Origin of the sequence: Methanocalculus chunghsingensis (assembly GCF_018132105.1) — an archaeon.
GTDB classification, from domain to species: domain Archaea; phylum Halobacteriota; class Methanomicrobia; order Methanomicrobiales; family Methanocorpusculaceae; genus Methanocalculus; species Methanocalculus chunghsingensis.
In genome coordinates this window covers 1-16235 of record NZ_JWHL01000016.1, presented here as the reverse complement: position 1 = coordinate 16235, position 16235 = coordinate 1, and the positions used below count along the sequence as shown (strand labels likewise).

The window sequence follows — 16235 nt, the reverse complement described above, 5'->3', positions numbered from 1 at the left end:
CAACTTTATCTTCAAACACTGGTGATACATTATGTCAGCACAACTTGGAGGACAACAAATTCTTATTCTGAAGGAAGGCAGCTCCCGAACACGTGGACGCGACGCCCAGAGTATGAACATCGCCGCAGCGAAGGCAGTTGCAGCAGCAGTCAGAACAACCCTTGGACCAAAAGGCATGGACAAGATGCTCGTTGACACCATCGGTGATGTCGTCATCACAAACGATGGCGTAACCATCCTCAAAGAGATGGATATCGAGCACCCGGCCGCAAAGATGATGGTCGAGATCGCCAAGACCCAGGACGATGAGGTCGGCGACGGAACCACGACCGCCGTCGTCGTCGGTGGCGAACTCCTCAAGAAGGCAGAAGACCTCCTCGAGCAGGATGTCCACCCAACCGTCATCGCACAGGGCTACCGCCAGGCCGCTGAGAAGGCTCAGGAGATCTTAAAAGAGCTCGCCTTCGATGTCAAGCCAAACGATGTCGCGATGCTCACCAAGATCGCTGAGACCGCAATGACCGGCAAGGGTGCAGAATCTTCAAAAGAGAAGCTCTGCGGCCTCATTGTCAAAGCTATCACAATGGTTGCCGATGAAGACGGCACTGTTGACATCGACAATGTCAAGGTTGAGAAGAAGGTCGGCGGATCCATTGACGACTCCGAGATCATCGAAGGCATGATCATCGACAAAGAGCGTGTCCACCCAGGCATGCCCAAGGTTGTCACCGATGCAAAGATTCTCCTCTTAAACGCAGCAATCGAGTTTAAGAAGACCGAAGTCGATGCCGAGATCAGCATCACAAGCCCGGACCAGCTCCAGATGTTCCTTGACGAAGAAGAGAAGATGATCAAGACGATCGTCAACAAGGTCATCGCATCCGGCGCAAACGTCGTCTTCTGTCAGAAGGGTATCGACGACATCGCACAGCACTACCTTGCAAAGGCAGGTATCTTTGCAGTACGCCGTGTCAAGAAGTCCGATATCGAGAAGCTTGCCCGTGCAACCGGCGGATCCGTCGTCTCATCCATCGATGCAATCGCTGAGGAAGAGCTTGGAATCGCAGGAAAGATCGAGGAGAAGAAGGTCTCAGGCGAAGAGATGATCTTCGTTGAGGAGTGCAAGAATCCAAAGGCAGTCTCGATCATCATCAAAGGCGGCACAGACCATGTCGTTGACGAGCTTGAGCGTGCAATCGAGGATGCTCTCCGTGTCGTCGGTGTCGTCGTCGAGGACAAGAAGGTCGTCGCTGGTGGCGGTGCACCGGAGATCGAGCTCTCACTCAGACTCCGCGAGTACGCATCCAGCGTCGGTGGCCGTGCACAGCTCGCCATCGAGGCATTTGCAAGTGCTCTTGAGATCATTCCACGGACCCTCGCAGAGAACGCAGGTCTCGACCCAATCGATATGCTCGTCGACCTCCGTGCTGCACATGAGAAGGGCAACAAGACCTTCGGTCTCAATGTCTTTGAGGCAAAACCCGCTGACATGAAAGAAGCAGGCGTTGTTGAACCCCTCCGTGTCAAGACACAGGCTATCTCCTCAGCCGCTGAAGTTGCAGTCATGATCCTCCGGATCGATGATGTCATCGCATCATCCGGAAAGGGTGGCGGTATGCCAAGCGAGGAAGAGATGGCCGCAATGGGCGGCATGGGTGGCATGGGTGGCATGCCCCCAGGCATGATGTAAAAACCTCCAATAACACTTTTTCTCATATCATCCCTCCCAAACCGGGAGGGGTACTTTTTTATCTTCCGCGTCACCAGTCTCTCGTATGAAGCCTGGTGTGTACTCTACCAAATACCGAATTGACTGTTACCACTGCCGTGCGGATGCAGACCAGATGATAAAGGTCGTTCCACAGCAGGCACAGGTCATCTGCTCAAATTGTGGCGCAACCCGGATCTTCATCCCAAAGATGGCAGAAATAAGTAAGAAAGGGGACTATACACCAATATCCTGCTATGATGTCTGGAGACTTGAGCCGGTCGCGGGATGCAGAAACTGTGGTGTCGAAGGGGTGCATGATCTCTATGTCGGTTGCAACCACTTCACCTCCAGATGCAGAAACTGCGGCTATACAAACTTCTACAAGTTTAACCTTCAGTATATCGACAAATGCAGTATTGAAGAGGACTTCTGTGATCCCGTTGTTCGATAACCGGGATCATGGAATGAACCTCTTATTCATGAGACGAGGAGGCGGCCCGGCATCCGGTTGATCCGGAATAGCAGGAGCGCTATCGCCAAATCTCATGGGCAGGGCTCACCATGGGAAAGTTCCGGATCGTGGCGTTACCAAAAAGAGAAGCGAAGATGGAACCCTCTCAGAGTCCAACCATTCTGAGTGCCATCCCTGCTGTGATTCCGGTGAGGGTGACGGTCGCCGAGAGGAGACCAAGGACGAAGAGATGCATCATATATCCTGATTGAACAGGGAAATCGGTCTGGTTCATCATAAGTCTCCGTACACTCCGGTTTGGAGTCACCTCTGGAGATATCACCGGTTTTTTTGGCTTTATCCGGACAGTCATGAGTTCACCTCCTTCTCTCTGATGGAGAGGATATATATCAACAAATATATGAATCTTTTCTCCACACCAAAAATTTTGGTTATATAATTTCTGTTTCATCATACGAATGGGTACAGTACACAACCACCTCCACTTGTATATCATTTGATAAAACTGAACTGGCTGTATAAACTGCCTGTCAGGGAACTATCCCCCAAAACCCCATCATAATAAACCGGAGATCAGAAAGAAATAGTTTTTCTTAACGATAATCCCGGAGCAATCCTGGAATAGTGGAATTTTCATTCCAAAGATTTTATAAGGAGCTATGATCATCAAATCATTATGACGTGCATCGGGGAGAGACAGGGAGTTCTATCACTACTCTATGTCGATGACGAGCCTGCCCTCCTTGAGATAGGAAAACTCTTCCTCGAAAGGACCGGCGATTTCGCCGTCACCACAGCCCCTGGTGCAGAAAACGCAATTGAGCACCTCAAACACCACCATTTTGACGCTATCATCTCAGACTACCAGATGCCGGGGATGACCGGTATCGGACTCCTCAAACATCTCCGTTCAACAGGCGATACAACACCCTTCATCATCTTCACAGGGAAAGGACGGGAGGAGGTCGTCATCCAGGCGCTGAACGAAGGTGCTGACTTCTATATTCAGAAAGGCGGAGATCACAGGGCACAGTTTGCCGATCTGATGAATAAGATCCGGTACGCAGTCCAGCGGAGGCATGCTGAGCAGGAGGTCCTACAGGCTGCGGATCGGTATAAAGCCCTCATCGCCGTCTCAAATACCGGGGCATGGGAGTATGATCTCGATTCCGGCTTCCTCTGGTGCAGCCCTGAGTATTTCACCATGATCGGGCGGAATACAGATGATTTCGACCTCTCCGGCAATCCAAATCTGCAGGAGGTCTGGATCGATCTGATCCATCCTGACGACCGGAATCAGGCAGCTCGGGCATTTGAGGAGTACCTTGAGAGCCAAAACCCTGGAATGTATGAGAACCATTTCAGAATGAGGCATCCCGACGGACGCTGGATATGGATATGGTCACGTGGCTGGCGACTGCGTGATGGAGAGGGCAATCTGGCAAGAAAGACCATTGGAACCCATATCGACGTTAATGAGAAGAAAGAGGCAGAAATACGAGGCATTGAGGTAAATGAAAGACTTCGGGCTTCATACGAACAGCTCGCCGCCGCAGATGAGGAGCTTCGGCAGCAGCTCGATGAGATCACGCGGAGCGAACTGGCAATCAGGGAGCTGCATGAACGGCTTGAACTGGCGATGGATGCCGCGGAGCATGGATTCTGGGACTGGAATCTCGAGACAAACGAGGTCTATTTCAGCCCCGGTTATTACAGAATGCTCGGATATGAACCTGATGAATTTCCGGCCGGGTATCAGTCATGGCTCGATCTCCTTCATCCGGAAGAGCGGGAAGAGATGGTTCCACGAATTGCCCGGCATATCCGCGATATGCAGCCGTATGAAGAGGACTTCCGGTTACGCTGTAAAGACGGGAGCTGGAAATGGATCTCGGGCAGGGCGAAGACATATAGAAAGGGACCAGGGGCAGATGCACCCCGTGCTCTGGGCATCCATGTTGATATCGATGAGAGAAAGCGCTTTGAGCTTGCTCTTATGGAGAGAAACACCGAGCTCCATGCATCAAACGAACAACTCGCCGCCGCAGAAGAAGAGCTTCGGCAGCAGCTTGATGAGATAACCGCCACACAGCAGGAGCGTGATCAATCAAGGAGAGAATATCAGGCGATCTTTGAATGCACACAGGCTGCGACGATCATCATCAATCCGGATACCACAATTGCCCTGGCCAACGGTGCATTTGAGGAGATCACGGGATGGCAGAAAGAGGAAGTCATCGGGAAGAGCTGGACGGAATTTGTCTGCGAATCCGAACTGGAGAAGATGGTGGGCTATCACCAGAAGAGGAGGATTGAAGACCCGGAAACGACTACACCACCGAGTTACGAGTTCCATCTCATCGATCGCACCGGAACCCCCCACCCGGTTATTGTAACCATCGGCATCATCCCGGGAACAGGGAGATCCGTCGCTTCAGTCTATGATATAACCCGTCAGAAGTCCCATGAAAAGGCCCTCAGACTGGCAGAAGCGGAGAAGCGGGCCATCCTTGATGCAATGCCGCTGATGCTTGCATACTATGACCCCGGCCTGAGAATCCGGTATGCAAACCGGATCTCCGGTGAATCGGTCGGCCAGGACCCGGCTCAGCTCATCGGCCGCCATTGCTTTGAGATCTGGCATAGCCGATCGGATCCCTGTGAAGAGTGCCCGGTCATCAGATCGATGAGGACCGGGAAGATTGAAGAGGGGGAGAAGATGCTGCCGGATGGCAGAACCTACCATATCAGGGGATCGCCTATTTATGATGAGGAAGGAGATCTCATCGGGTGCATCGAGTTTGGTATCGACATTACCAGACGGAAACGGGCGGAGAAAGCCCTCAAGGCGGCATCACTCTACACACGAACCCTCATCGAGACAAGCCTCGATCCGCTTGTCACCATCAGCCCGAACGGACTCATCACCGATGTGAATAAGGCAACCGAGGAGGCGACCGGTATCCCCCGGAAGGAGCTGATCGGGACCGTCTTTGCAGAGTATTTTACTGATCCCCTGAAAGCAGAGGAAGGGTACAGAACAGCCTTCCGTTCCGGGTCGGTGAAGGACTATCCCCTCACAATACGCCATATCTCCGGCAGGACAATAGATGTCCTCTATAATGCAAGTGTCTACCGGGGGCCGGATGGCAATATTCATGGCCTCTTCGCAGCAGCACGTGATATCACCACCCGGAAGCGGGCAGAAGATGCGATCCTCACCGCCCAGAGGAAGCTGCGGATCCTCTCAGGGATCACCCGGCATGATATCCAGAACAGGATCATGGTCCTCCAGGCATACCTCGATCTCATGAGAGAGGGGAGCAATCCAGAAAAGCAGGCAGATTATCTGCATGAGATTGATACTGCCTCGGACGCTATCCAGCGATATATCGGGTTCACACGACAATATGAGGATCTCGGCATTGAGATGCCGATCTGGCGTCCCCTCACGGATATCATCAGGGGAGTTGAGAAGAGCCGGATCTCCGTTGATTATGAATCTAAAGATTATCTGATACTTGGCGACCCGATGCTTGAGAGGGTCTTTTACAACCTGATGGACAATACCATCCGGCATGCAGAGGGAGCAAACCGCGTCACAATCTCCTGTGAAGAGCGTAATGGGGACCTTGCGATCATCTGGGAGGATAACGGGGCGGGCATCCAGGCAGATCAAAAGAATCAGATATTCGAACGCGGTTTTGGAACAAATACAGGATTTGGGCTCTTTCTCTGCCGTGAGATCCTCGCCATCACCGGGATCACCATCCGCGAAGCCGGGGTTGATGGACAGGGTGCACGGTTTGAGATGATCGTACCCGAAGGGGCGTGGATGGCGGGAGAGAGTACCCCCTGATATGTGATAAAGTGTCGTTAACCCAAACACATTTTTTCATCATGCCTTCAGGATTTCCCAGAGTACAGAAGCTATTATCACTCCTGATGTAGATGATAGAGTAATGATATCTCCCGGTGATGAGCGATCAGCAATCTCACTCCTGTATGTCGATGACGAACCTGCTCTCCTTGAGATAGGAAAGATTTTTCTGGAGAGGGCAGGAGATATCGCCGTCACAACCGTGGAGAACGCAGAGGAGGCGATTGCCCTCCGAAACAACAATCACTTCGATGCGATAGTCTCCGATTACCAGATGCCGGGGATGAATGGGATCGCCTTTCTGAAGCACCTCCGTTCAACAGGCGATACAACACCCTTTATCATCTTCACCGGGAGAGGGCGGGAGGATGTCGTGATCGATGCGCTGAACAATGGCGCCGACTTCTACCTCCAGAAAGGTGGAAATCCAAAAGCACAGTTTGCGGAGCTGATCAACAAGATCAGGTATGCGGTACGCCGAAGGGAGGCTGAGAGGGCTCTTGTGGAGAGCGAGTGCCGGTATCGCAGTGTCGTTCTGGCTCAGACTGAGCTCATATGCAGATTCCGTCCGAGTGGAGAGGTCATCTTTGTCAATGAGGCATACTCCCGTGCCTTCGGGATGACTGCTGAGGATATCATCGACAGCCGGTTCATGCCAGAGATCCATCCGGATGATCGTGAGAATGTCACCGCACTCTTCGCATCCCTCACCCCTGACCACCCTTCATGTATCATCGAGGAGCGGATCATCATGCCGGACGGCAGGACCACCTGGCAGAGATGGAGTACAACAGCAATCTTTGATGAAACTGGAGAGTGCAGGGAATATCAGTCGGTCGGCCGTGACATCACTGAGCTGAAGGATCGGGAAGAAGAGCTTGAAGAGAAGAACAGGGCACTCCAGAGATCATATGAGAGGCTGGCGGCGGCTGAAGAAGAGCTTCGGCAACAGCTTGATGAGATCACGTTGGCACAACAACGGCTTGGCCAATCCGAGAGACTGTATCAGGCCATCTTTGAACATACGCATGCCGCAACGATCATCATCAACCCGGATACCACGATCGCCCTTGCAAACAGCTCATTTGAAGTGCTATCGGGCTATTCAAAGGACGAAGTAACCGGGATGAGCTGGACAAGGTTTGTGGGGGATGATGATCGTGAGAGGATGAAGACCTATCACCGGCAGAGGAGAGAGGAATCTGGTGAAGCTCCGCGGACATACGACTTTACCTTCATCGACCATGCAGGGGGCAGCCATACCACACTTCTTACCGTCGGAATGATTCCGGGAACCGGGCAGTCAGTCGCCTCGATCTACGATATCACCGACCGGAAGGAGGCAGAGGACGCACTTCAGCAGAGCGAGTCGCAGCTCCGCCTTATCACTGGGAATATGACCGAGACGATCACCGTCGCAGATCTCTCATTCCACCTCACCTATGTCAGTCCGTCAATCGAGGCATTACGCGGATTTACCGTTGAGGAGGCCATGGCACAGCCACTTGACGAGATACTGACACCGGATTCGCTCCGGGTGGTCCTCTCCACCTTTGACGAGGCGATACGCCGGGAGGAGTCCGGTGAACCCATCGGGAGCATATCCCTTGATCTCGAGGAGTACCATAAAGACGGATCCCGTATCCTGGTGAATAATACCCTCAGTTTCCTCCGGGACACAGACGGGAAGCCGACTGCAATCCTCATCGTCTCACGCGATGTGACCGAGAAGAAGCGGGCTGAAGAGGCCCTCCGGAAGAGTGAAGAGCTTTATTCCGGCCTCTTTGATACGATAACAAGTGGCGTTGCCATCTACGAGGTCAGAAATGATGGATCATCCGGAGACGATTACATCATTAAGGACTTCAACCGGATGGCTTGTGAGATCGAGAGGAGGCAAAAGAAGGATGTCATCGGAAAAAGCCTCGGAGATCTACGCCCCACCATCGATGAGTACGGGTTGATCCCGGTCTTTCAGCAGGTCTGGAAGACCGGGGTTCCTCAATACTTCCCCGAGGCGGTTTATACAGATGACAGATACGAAAACTGGTATGAAAACCGTGTCTTCAGGCTCGGAAGCGGGGAAGTGGTCGCGGTCTATAATGATGTCACCGGGCAGAAGAGGGCAGAGCTTGAGGCAGAGAAGAGTAAGTGGCTCATTGAGGCGATGCTTGATGGCGTCCCGGACATCGTCGGCCTCCAGCGGCCTGATCACACCATCATCAGGTACAATAAGGCAGGGTATGAGATCCTTGGTCTTCGTCCAGAAGATGCGGATGGAAAGAGATGCTATGAGCTCATCGGGAGAAGAGAACCCTGCCATGACTGTGCAACATCATTGGCGGTGCAATCAAAGCAGCGTGAGACGATAGAGAGGTACTCCCCTGAGTTGGGGAGATATATCGAGTGCACCAGCAGTCCAATCCTCAATGATGAGGGAGAGGTCGAGCTGATCATCGAGCGGCTTCATGATATCACCGAACGGAAGGCCGCAGAAGAGGCGCTCAGAGAGAGTGAGGAGAAGTACCGGTTGATTGCTGAGAATACCGCGGATAATATCTGGATCTTTGATATGGACTTTCAACTCCGGTATATCAGCCCATCGGTGCTGAAGATGAAGGGTTTTACGGTGGAGGAGTCGCTGGCACAGACGGTTCAGGACATAATGACCCCTGCATCATATGCGTCGCTTCGGAAACGATTTGATGAGGAGATGGCGCTTGAAGCATCCGGGAGCGCAGATCCGGAGAGAACAGTATTCTTTGAGACCGAAGAGTACTGCAGGGACGGGAGAACGATACTGGTTGAGAACACTGCACGTCTTCTTCGGGATGATGAAGGGCATCCAACCGGGATCCTTGGTATATCACGCGATATCACCGGGCGCAGGGCCGCAGAATCAGCTCTGAAACAATCTGAAGCCGAAAAGACGGCTATTCTCAACTCAATGCCGGTGATGCTCGCATACTATGATACCGGTTTGAGGGTAGTGTATGCAAACAAAGTCTCAGCAGACTCGGTCGGATCCGATCCAGAGAAACTCATCGGCCGCCATTGTTATGAGATCTGGCATGGCCGAACTGATCCCTGCGGGAACTGTCCCTTGATTCGATCCCTGGCGACAGGGGAGGTTGAAGAAGAGGTGGTCACGACTCCGGACGGAAGATGCTTCCATCTCCGGGGATGTCCGGTCTATGATGAGAAGGGAGAGATCATCGGGCTCATCGAGTTTGGAATGGATATTACCGAACGGAAAGCCGCAGAAGAGGCGATCCATACAGCAAACAAAAAACTCCGGATTCTCTCAGGCATCACCCGGCATGACATCCAGAACCAGATTATGGCACTGCAGGGGTTCCTTGAATTTGCCGGGGAGAAGAGCATTGATCCTGAGCAGGCAGGATATCTCAGCGAGGTGAGGAAGGCTGCAAAAGCAATAGAACGACAGATTGAATTTACCCGCAGCTATGAGGAGCTTGGGGTGAAGAAGCCGGCATGGTCTGCCATCTCCGCCATGATGAAAGGGATCAACGATACACGTCTCCCGATACGGCATGACTGCAGTGGATACGAGGTACTCGCCGACCCCATGATCGAGAAGGTCTTTGCAAACCTGATGGAGAATACACGATCCCATGCTGAGGGTGCAACCGGCGTTACAATCCATTGTGAGATCCGAAAAGGCGATCTCATCATCATCTGGGAGGATAACGGAACCGGCATCCCCGGTGATCAGAAGGAACAGATATTTGAGCGGGGTGTTGGAAGGCATACCGGCCTTGGCCTCTTCCTCTCCCGCGAGATCCTCGCCATCACCGGGATCACTATCTCAGAGACGGGGGTGTATGGAGAAGGGGCACGGTTTGAGATGCAGGTGCCGGAGGGGGCATGGCGAAATAAAAGAGGTAATTAATACCCGGAGCATGCAATAATAAAAGAGAGATGAATATCCCCCTCAATACAAGGGTCGCTCTTGGCGCAGTCATCAGTACAACCGCTGTCTCTCTTGCCTTAACGATATTCTCACTCTCCTCGGGCTTCTACATCATATTCCAGAACCTCTACTATATCCCGATTACCCTCGCCTGCATCTTTTATCTCCGGCGTGGATTCCTCTTCTCTATCCTTCTCTCAGCACTCTATCTCATCCTTCTCCTCAGCTATGCAGGCATTGGCGAGCTCGCAAACGGCATCATCAGGGCAGGAATCTTCATCTTCTTCGCCCTGATCATCACATTCCTCACCGAACAGTGGAAGGGTTCTGAAGAGATGCTTGCGGCAAAGAACAGTGAACTGGATGCCGCAAACCGGATCCTTAACGAGCGCAATGATGAGCTTGAAGCGGCAGAAGCGGAGATGAGGGCACAGTTTGAAGAGATATACCGGATGCAGGGGGAGATCATCGAAAAGAACGACTATCTCGATAAGCTCATCTCCTATGCCAATGCCCCGATCGTCGTATGGGATCCCGACTATAGGATAACACGATTCAACAGGGCATTTGAACGGCTCTCCGGGATCCCGATGGGTGAGGCGCTCATCTCAGATCTCGGCATCCTCTTCCCCCCAGAAGAGCGCAAACGGGCGATGGAGCTGATCCATGAGGCGACATCCGGACGATCCTGGGAGGTGATCGAGATCCCGATCCAGACCCGGAACAGCGATGTCAGGGCTGTCCTCTGGAACTCGGCAAATATTACCGGTAATGATGGCAGGACCGTCATTGCGACGATCGCACAGGGACAGGATATCACCGATCGGAAGCAGGCAGAAGATGCCCTCCATACCGCAAACAAGAAACTCCAGACCCTGTCATCCATCACCCGCCATGATATCCTCAATGAGATCATGGTCTTTCAGGGCTTTCTGGGATTTGCCTCCGAGATAAGTGTCGATCCGGTTCAGGCAGGCTATCTTGAGAAGCTGAAGAGATCAGCAGATGCCATCCATCGGCAGATCGAGTTTACCCGCACCTATGAAGAGCTCGGTGTGAAGAAGCCGGAATGGCTTCAGATCAGGGATCTCATCAGAAAGCTTGAGAGAAGAGACCTTCCGATTCAGAGCAACCCTGAAGCATACCAGATCCTCGCCGACCCGATGATTGAGAAGGTCTTTACAAACCTGATGGACAACACCATCCGCCATGCAGACGGGGCGACGGGCGTTACGATCCATTCTGAGACCCAGGATGGCGATCTTATCATCATCTGGGAGGATGACGGACCCGGCGTTCCCGATGATCAGAAGGAGCGTATATTCAGCCGTGGTGTTGGAAAGAACACAGGGTTTGGCCTTTTCCTCACCCGCGAGATCCTTGCAATCACCGGGATCACCATCAGGGAGACCGGGGTGTATGGAGAAGGGGCACGGTTTGAGATGCAGGTGCCGAAGGGGGGGTGGAGGAGGGAGTAAAACAAAAGGTACCTGATGATACAGGCATCATCGTTGTACCTTCTTCTGGTATTCCATAGGTTGCTCACGCAGAAGGGATCGTGTCGGACTGTATGTTAAGGGGGGTTCTATCCCCAGATATTCCCGATAAATCCTATCTTTATATTCAGGTCCGATCTCATTGATAGCTGAGATGAATGCATCATATGTTCCAGCCCCTCCAATTGTATCCCAAAAGTCATCACCTATAAGGACAACCTCATCTAAGTGCATATCAAACCATCGCATCGGGAAGCTCCAGGAATAATTCTCCCGGGTGCCATAGGGATTATAAGGCAATGCAAAATACGCCCCATCAACTACGGGGGGCTCCATACAATGCAACTTCAATATCTTCTCCTTACTCACCTTCGTCTGATCGCTATTTGGGAGCGGTGCTTTCAGTTCAAAGGCATATCGTTTATTATTCTCCGTATCTTCCACATAGAGATCACAGATGACGGAAACCGGGATCAGCTCGCCCCTTCCCTCCATGATGTATGCCAGCTCGGCCTTCCAGTCAGGCCTGGTGCGATCCCGGTTCCGTTGTGCGTGCTCAAGCCGGTTGAGAACTTCTGCGATCCGGTTTAGACAACCTTCCCGAACGAGGCCGTCAATCCTGTGTTCCATCGAGCCATACCCAAGACCACTCTCTGCGGCAACGACGGCAAGTTTCTCCCAGACTTTGCCAAATGGTGTAACAAAACGTCTCTCAAAATGGGATCCCTTGAATATCTCATCCGGGACAAGGGCAGAATAGAGTGGCTTCCTGGATTGATGCTCCTCTTCTACAAATGGATCCGAGTACAAAACTCGATCCATGACGTTATTCATCATTTGGATAATGACTTTCTGGATAGCCAACTTCATACCTTCATGATCGGACATAATAACACCTTATCAATCCATTTTTCTCCAGATAAAAATTGATTCATAGAACTCTGTCGAGCGCCTCCCGGTCCTCCGATTAACATGACGTTGAATGATGTCTTCAACCTCAACATCCAGACTGTCCGCAATCCCTTCATAGAGATTGTCGCGATCATTTGCGACAACAATCAAGTGACCGCCTGGAACCATTGTTTTTACTATTCTTTGGAAGACATCTGCAATATCCTTTTGATATGTCTCTTTTGCGATCCGACTCTTTCCATTTGCGGCAGGTCCGATCTCATCCCCTCGCTTGTCTTCAAGCCCAAGAAGATGGTACGCATATGCATGTTGTTCATGATAGTCAATGAGACCCACATACGGAGGGCTGGTAACGACACCATGAACCTCTGGGAAATCAACATTTCGGCAGTCTTCATGATGAACTTTTACGCTCGCCCGACTTCTTAATGAAGAGAACTCTGAAACACGTTTTATGGTATCTGCACTATATCGCTTTAAAAATTTAAAGGATTCCTGGGTAGGGTGACAAATCCTTCTATGTTTATAACAGTGATAAGGTTCCGTTACCGGCTTTTTTGGGAAATCCAGATCAAAATGTGTTGTTAGCCGTGCAGAACGAGCAGAGCGACAGAGAATGACCTTCAACAGATCCTTATATTCAAAATCACCCGCTTCAATATAATAGCGATATGTCAGTAACTCCCTAAGTGCCTGGGGCGCAAACCATCTCTCAAGATATTCATTATTATTAGATGATAGATAAGGTCCTTTCGTACACTCCATCCAGAGTTTCTGCTGACCTGGATCTATCCCGATTGTTGCCTGTACTAACTCAAGAATCTCATTTATCTCTTTTTTAACTAAGGAGGAATCATATTCAGCAGTTTTTGCCCTGGCGAGGAGGACATTAAAAGCAGAAATATCATAGCCAATTGCATTCATTCCCAACTCATTTGCCTGAACAAGAGTTGTTCCTGAACCTGAAAAAGGATCAAGAATTGTCTGACCCGCAACAAAATACTTACGCAAAAAAACTTCGACAAGCTGAGGTATATATTTCCCAAGATATGGATGAAGGCGGTGTACATGTTTTGTCCGTACTCTTTCTGGAAGGTCTTTTTCGGTCCAGTTTAAATTAAGAGCACTCAGCTCAGTCTCATGTGTCACCTGATGAGGGTCCGTTGGATATGTATCTGTGGTATAGATGTTCACTCTTTGCTCTTCATTTGTAAGCATAAGCCAACCACATATTAGAGTTGCCACTAGAATAAATTGTCCCTGATGAATGTCCAGCTACGATCTCAACTACCAAAACAGCAAATTAATAAAAGCAAATACAGAACTTCAAGAAACAAAAACTAAATATTTGTTAGAAAGTATAAATAACTAAAAATATGACCTTCATCTGATCGGATGTTTTATTTTACGGGAGACGAAATTCTCATTTATTATTTACCGATGAGGCCTCCAGAAGAGGGGCAACACCGGAGAAGACTTCATGACGACAGCAGATGATCTGACACTCTATAAACTGATCCTCGATGCCACCCATGACTGGGAGTTCCTTCTTGGATCAGATGGGACATTCACCTATGTCTCTCCGTCCTGCGAGCGAATATCCGGCTATACCCCTGCCGACTTCCAGAGGGATGCCGGCCTCTTCAAACGGATCATTCACCAGAAAGATCTGGAGAAGGTGGAGAAGGCCCTTGCAGTCCGTGACCGGGATTCACGGTATGTCACCTTCCGGATCAGGCATAAAAAGGGAACAGAACGCTGGATTGGAATCTTCTGCACGTTTGTAAAAGATCAGCACGGCCATTCACAGGGTGTCCGGGGGAGCTGCCGCGATATCACAGACGATATCAGCCGTGAGAAGAAACAGGGGGCATTCCTTGGAGCCGAATTTACCAGAACCGCAGAGAATCTCAAAAAGATCGCCGAAGGAAGGACAGACTTCAACCTTACCCCGACAAAGAGTGACCAGGATTCGGATAAAGCAGCAGAGATCTTCTCCCGGATCGACAGCGCCCTCATAGAAGTACAGAAATCACTGAAGATGCTCAAAGCAGATACCGATACGATCATCGATGCCGTCATCGGGGGGAAACTCTCCACCCGGGCCGATACATCCAGACATACGGGAGAGTTCAGGGAGATCATCGAGGGGATGAACCATATCCTTGATGCCGTCACCATACGGGTCAATGAGGCGATGCGGATCTGCGGATCATATGCGGTAGCCAACTTTGGCGCAACCTTCGATACATCTATCCGGACAGAAGGGGACTGGGCGGATTTCAAGGCCTCACTCGACCGGATGGGGCGTGCCTTCAACGGCCTCGTCAGGGAAGTCAACAGGGTCACCGGAGCATTTGCGGATGGCGACTTCTCGGTGACCGTCAATCCGCAGTTGAATGTCAGGGGAGAATTTGTCACCATCAAGGAGTCGTTAAATAAAGTCTCGGCAAACGTCTCCACCCTGGTTCAGCAGTCAATACAGCTGATGGAAGAGCTTGCCGGGGCGGCAAATGAGGCGGATGCAAGCCTTGATGAGGTGGCAAACGGAACCCAGCAGATCGCAGCCAGCACCGGCCGGGTCAGCGGGAACATTGAAAAAGCCACCCATTCTGCACAGCAGGTCCTCCGGGCGATGGAGGATCTCTCTGCTGCTGTTGAGGAGGTGACTTCAAGTGCCGAGTCGGTCGCTGCCATCTCCCGGACCGCAGATGAGAAGTCCAAAGATGGTGCAAAGATCGCTGCCCGTGCCGAAGCCGGGATGGGGGAGATCAATACCGCCACCGCAGAGATCGATGTGATCATTAAAGACATCAATACCCAGATGAATCAGATCGGAAAGATCGTCGGGGTCATCTCGGATCTTGCCCATCAGACGAACCTTCTCGCCTTAAACGCCGCCATCGAGGCAGCCCGTGCGGGAGATGCCGGGCGGGGCTTTGCCGTCGTGGCTTCCGAGGTCAAGGCGCTCGCACAGGAGTCACGAAACTCTGCAGAGAACATCACCGAGATGATCGGCAACCTCAGAACTGGTGCAGAACGGGCATCATCAGCGATGAAGAACGCCACACTCGTCGTCAAAGACGGATCTGATCAGATGCAGCAGACGATCGCCGCCTTTAATGATATCGTCAGCTCAGTCGAGAGTATCTCAAGAAATATCGAAGAGGTCGCCAGTGCCGCAGAGGAACAGGCAGCAACGGTTGAAGAGATCACCGCAAGCATCCATGAGATGACCGATCTGATGGAGAAGACCGGCCATGAGGCAGGGGATACCGCCGCTGCCACCGAAGAGGTCTCAGCGAGCGTTGATGAGGTCAACCAGATGGTTACCCGGGTCTCCCGGTTTGCCGAGGAGACCCTTGAAGCCAACCGGAAGTTCAGAACAGCATAACACTCTTTTTTTATCCGGTTACACCCATCTCAACGAGAATCTCCTGCATCAGGATCATCCTTTTGACGGGATCGGTGTGGCCTTCCGGGGGTGCTGAGAGCCGATCCTGAATCGATGGAAGAGAGAGATTTCCTTCCATCTCCATCTTTGAGACGATATCCCAGGCATCGGCAGGTTCACAGCCGGTTGTAAACATTTTTCACTCACCTCAGATCGTTGCATCAATCTCGATGACGTACGGGTTTGGCACATAGTGGTGTGAGGCCACCTCGTAGTTGTTCTGGTTGATCGTGTAGAACTTGTTGAACTTCAGGGCGATATCACGCTGAACCTGTGGGTTCTCGTTCGTCTTTACATCCACCCAGAGGGTTCTCTTGTTGCCGTTGCTGACGATCTCGCCTTCGTTGATGATCAGCTCACCCTGCTTGAAGAGGTA

Annotated in this window: 10 protein-coding genes and 1 pseudogene; 6 read left to right on the top strand and 5 right to left on the bottom strand. The window is 51.4% G+C overall.

Translation table 11 applies throughout. The features are described 5' to 3' along the window. The first annotated feature begins 31 nt into the window (after window positions 1–31). Both thsA and RJ53_RS09345 read left to right on the top strand, forming a co-directional pair. Window positions 32–1690, top strand: a complete 1659-nt coding sequence (gene thsA, locus RJ53_RS09350; protein WP_211531363.1) for a thermosome subunit alpha — start codon at window positions 32–34, stop codon at window positions 1688–1690. 85 nt (window positions 1691–1775) lie between these two features. Then, entirely contained in the window at window positions 1776–2162 is a 387-nt protein-coding gene (locus RJ53_RS09345; protein ID WP_211531362.1) for a hypothetical protein, read from the top strand. Window positions 2163–2328: 166 nt separating this feature from the next. On the opposite strand, the gene RJ53_RS09340 is transcribed toward RJ53_RS09345, so the two are convergent. Then, window positions 2329–2535: a hypothetical protein gene (locus tag RJ53_RS09340; protein ID WP_211531361.1), complete on the bottom strand. Its 207-nt coding sequence runs from the start codon at window positions 2533–2535 to the stop codon at window positions 2329–2331. 324 nt (window positions 2536–2859) lie between these two features. Between RJ53_RS09340 and RJ53_RS09335 the strand changes: the two genes are divergently transcribed. The 3 genes from RJ53_RS09335 to RJ53_RS09325 all read left to right on the top strand — a co-directional run bounded on the left by RJ53_RS09335 (window position 2860) and on the right by RJ53_RS09325 (window position 11475). Then, window positions 2860–6042 carry a hybrid sensor histidine kinase/response regulator gene (locus RJ53_RS09335; RefSeq protein ID WP_211531360.1) on the top strand — a complete coding sequence of 1061 codons (3183 nt, stop codon included), beginning with the start codon at window positions 2860–2862 and terminating at the stop codon, window positions 6040–6042. Window positions 6043–6145: 103 nt separating this feature from the next. Continuing rightward, window positions 6146–9976, top strand: a complete 3831-nt coding sequence (locus RJ53_RS09330) for a response regulator (RefSeq protein WP_211531359.1) — start codon at window positions 6146–6148, stop codon at window positions 9974–9976. A gap of 29 nt (window positions 9977–10005) precedes the next feature. After that, window positions 10006–11475, top strand: coding sequence for a sensor histidine kinase (locus RJ53_RS09325; RefSeq protein ID WP_211531358.1), 1470 nt, complete (start codon window positions 10006–10008; stop codon window positions 11473–11475). 27 nt (window positions 11476–11502) lie between these two features. Here RJ53_RS09325 and RJ53_RS09320 read toward each other — a convergent pair whose 3' ends face one another. After that, on the bottom strand, window positions 11503–12363 hold the full coding sequence (locus tag RJ53_RS09320) for a TdeIII family type II restriction endonuclease (protein ID WP_281412445.1): 861 nt from the start codon (window positions 12361–12363) through the stop codon (window positions 11503–11505). A gap of 30 nt (window positions 12364–12393) precedes the next feature. Next, entirely contained in the window at window positions 12394–13623 is a 1230-nt protein-coding gene (locus tag RJ53_RS09315) for a DNA methyltransferase (RefSeq protein ID WP_211531356.1), read from the bottom strand. A 262-nt stretch (window positions 13624–13885) separates the two neighbouring features. Here RJ53_RS09315 and RJ53_RS09310 point away from each other — a divergent pair, with 262 nt between their 5' ends. Then, window positions 13886–15799, top strand: coding sequence for a methyl-accepting chemotaxis protein (locus RJ53_RS09310; protein ID WP_211531355.1), 1914 nt, complete (start codon window positions 13886–13888; stop codon window positions 15797–15799). Between the two features lie 10 nt (window positions 15800–15809). Here the strand turns inward: RJ53_RS09310 and RJ53_RS09305 are convergent, their stop codons facing one another. Together RJ53_RS09305 and RJ53_RS09300 are read right to left on the bottom strand one after the other, a co-directional pair. Then, window positions 15810–15995 carry a hypothetical protein gene (locus RJ53_RS09305; protein WP_211531354.1) on the bottom strand — a complete coding sequence of 62 codons (186 nt, stop codon included), beginning with the start codon at window positions 15993–15995 and terminating at the stop codon, window positions 15810–15812. A 12-nt stretch (window positions 15996–16007) separates the two neighbouring features. Further along, a pseudogene (locus RJ53_RS09300) lies at window positions 16008–16235 on the bottom strand (formylmethanofuran dehydrogenase subunit A); the annotation flags it as partial.

Coding starts and splice junctions, on each gene's coding strand:
- RJ53_RS09345 (WP_211531362.1), top strand. CDS start 1,776: ATGAAGCCTGGTGTGTACTCTACCAAATACCGAATTGACTGTTACCAC.
- RJ53_RS09315 (WP_211531356.1), bottom strand. CDS start 13,623: ATGCTTACAAATGAAGAGCAAAGAGTGAACATCTATACCACAGATACA.
- RJ53_RS09305 (WP_211531354.1), bottom strand. CDS start 15,995: ATGTTTACAACCGGCTGTGAACCTGCCGATGCCTGGGATATCGTCTCA.
- thsA (WP_211531363.1), top strand. CDS start 32: ATGTCAGCACAACTTGGAGGACAACAAATTCTTATTCTGAAGGAAGGC.
- RJ53_RS09335 (WP_211531360.1), top strand. CDS start 2,860: ATGACGTGCATCGGGGAGAGACAGGGAGTTCTATCACTACTCTATGTC.
- RJ53_RS09340 (WP_211531361.1), bottom strand. CDS start 2,535: ATGACTGTCCGGATAAAGCCAAAAAAACCGGTGATATCTCCAGAGGTG.
- RJ53_RS09320 (WP_281412445.1), bottom strand. CDS start 12,363: ATGAAGTTGGCTATCCAGAAAGTCATTATCCAAATGATGAATAACGTC.
- RJ53_RS09310 (WP_211531355.1), top strand. CDS start 13,886: ATGACGACAGCAGATGATCTGACACTCTATAAACTGATCCTCGATGCC.
- RJ53_RS09325 (WP_211531358.1), top strand. CDS start 10,006: ATGAATATCCCCCTCAATACAAGGGTCGCTCTTGGCGCAGTCATCAGT.
- RJ53_RS09330 (WP_211531359.1), top strand. CDS start 6,146: ATGATATCTCCCGGTGATGAGCGATCAGCAATCTCACTCCTGTATGTC.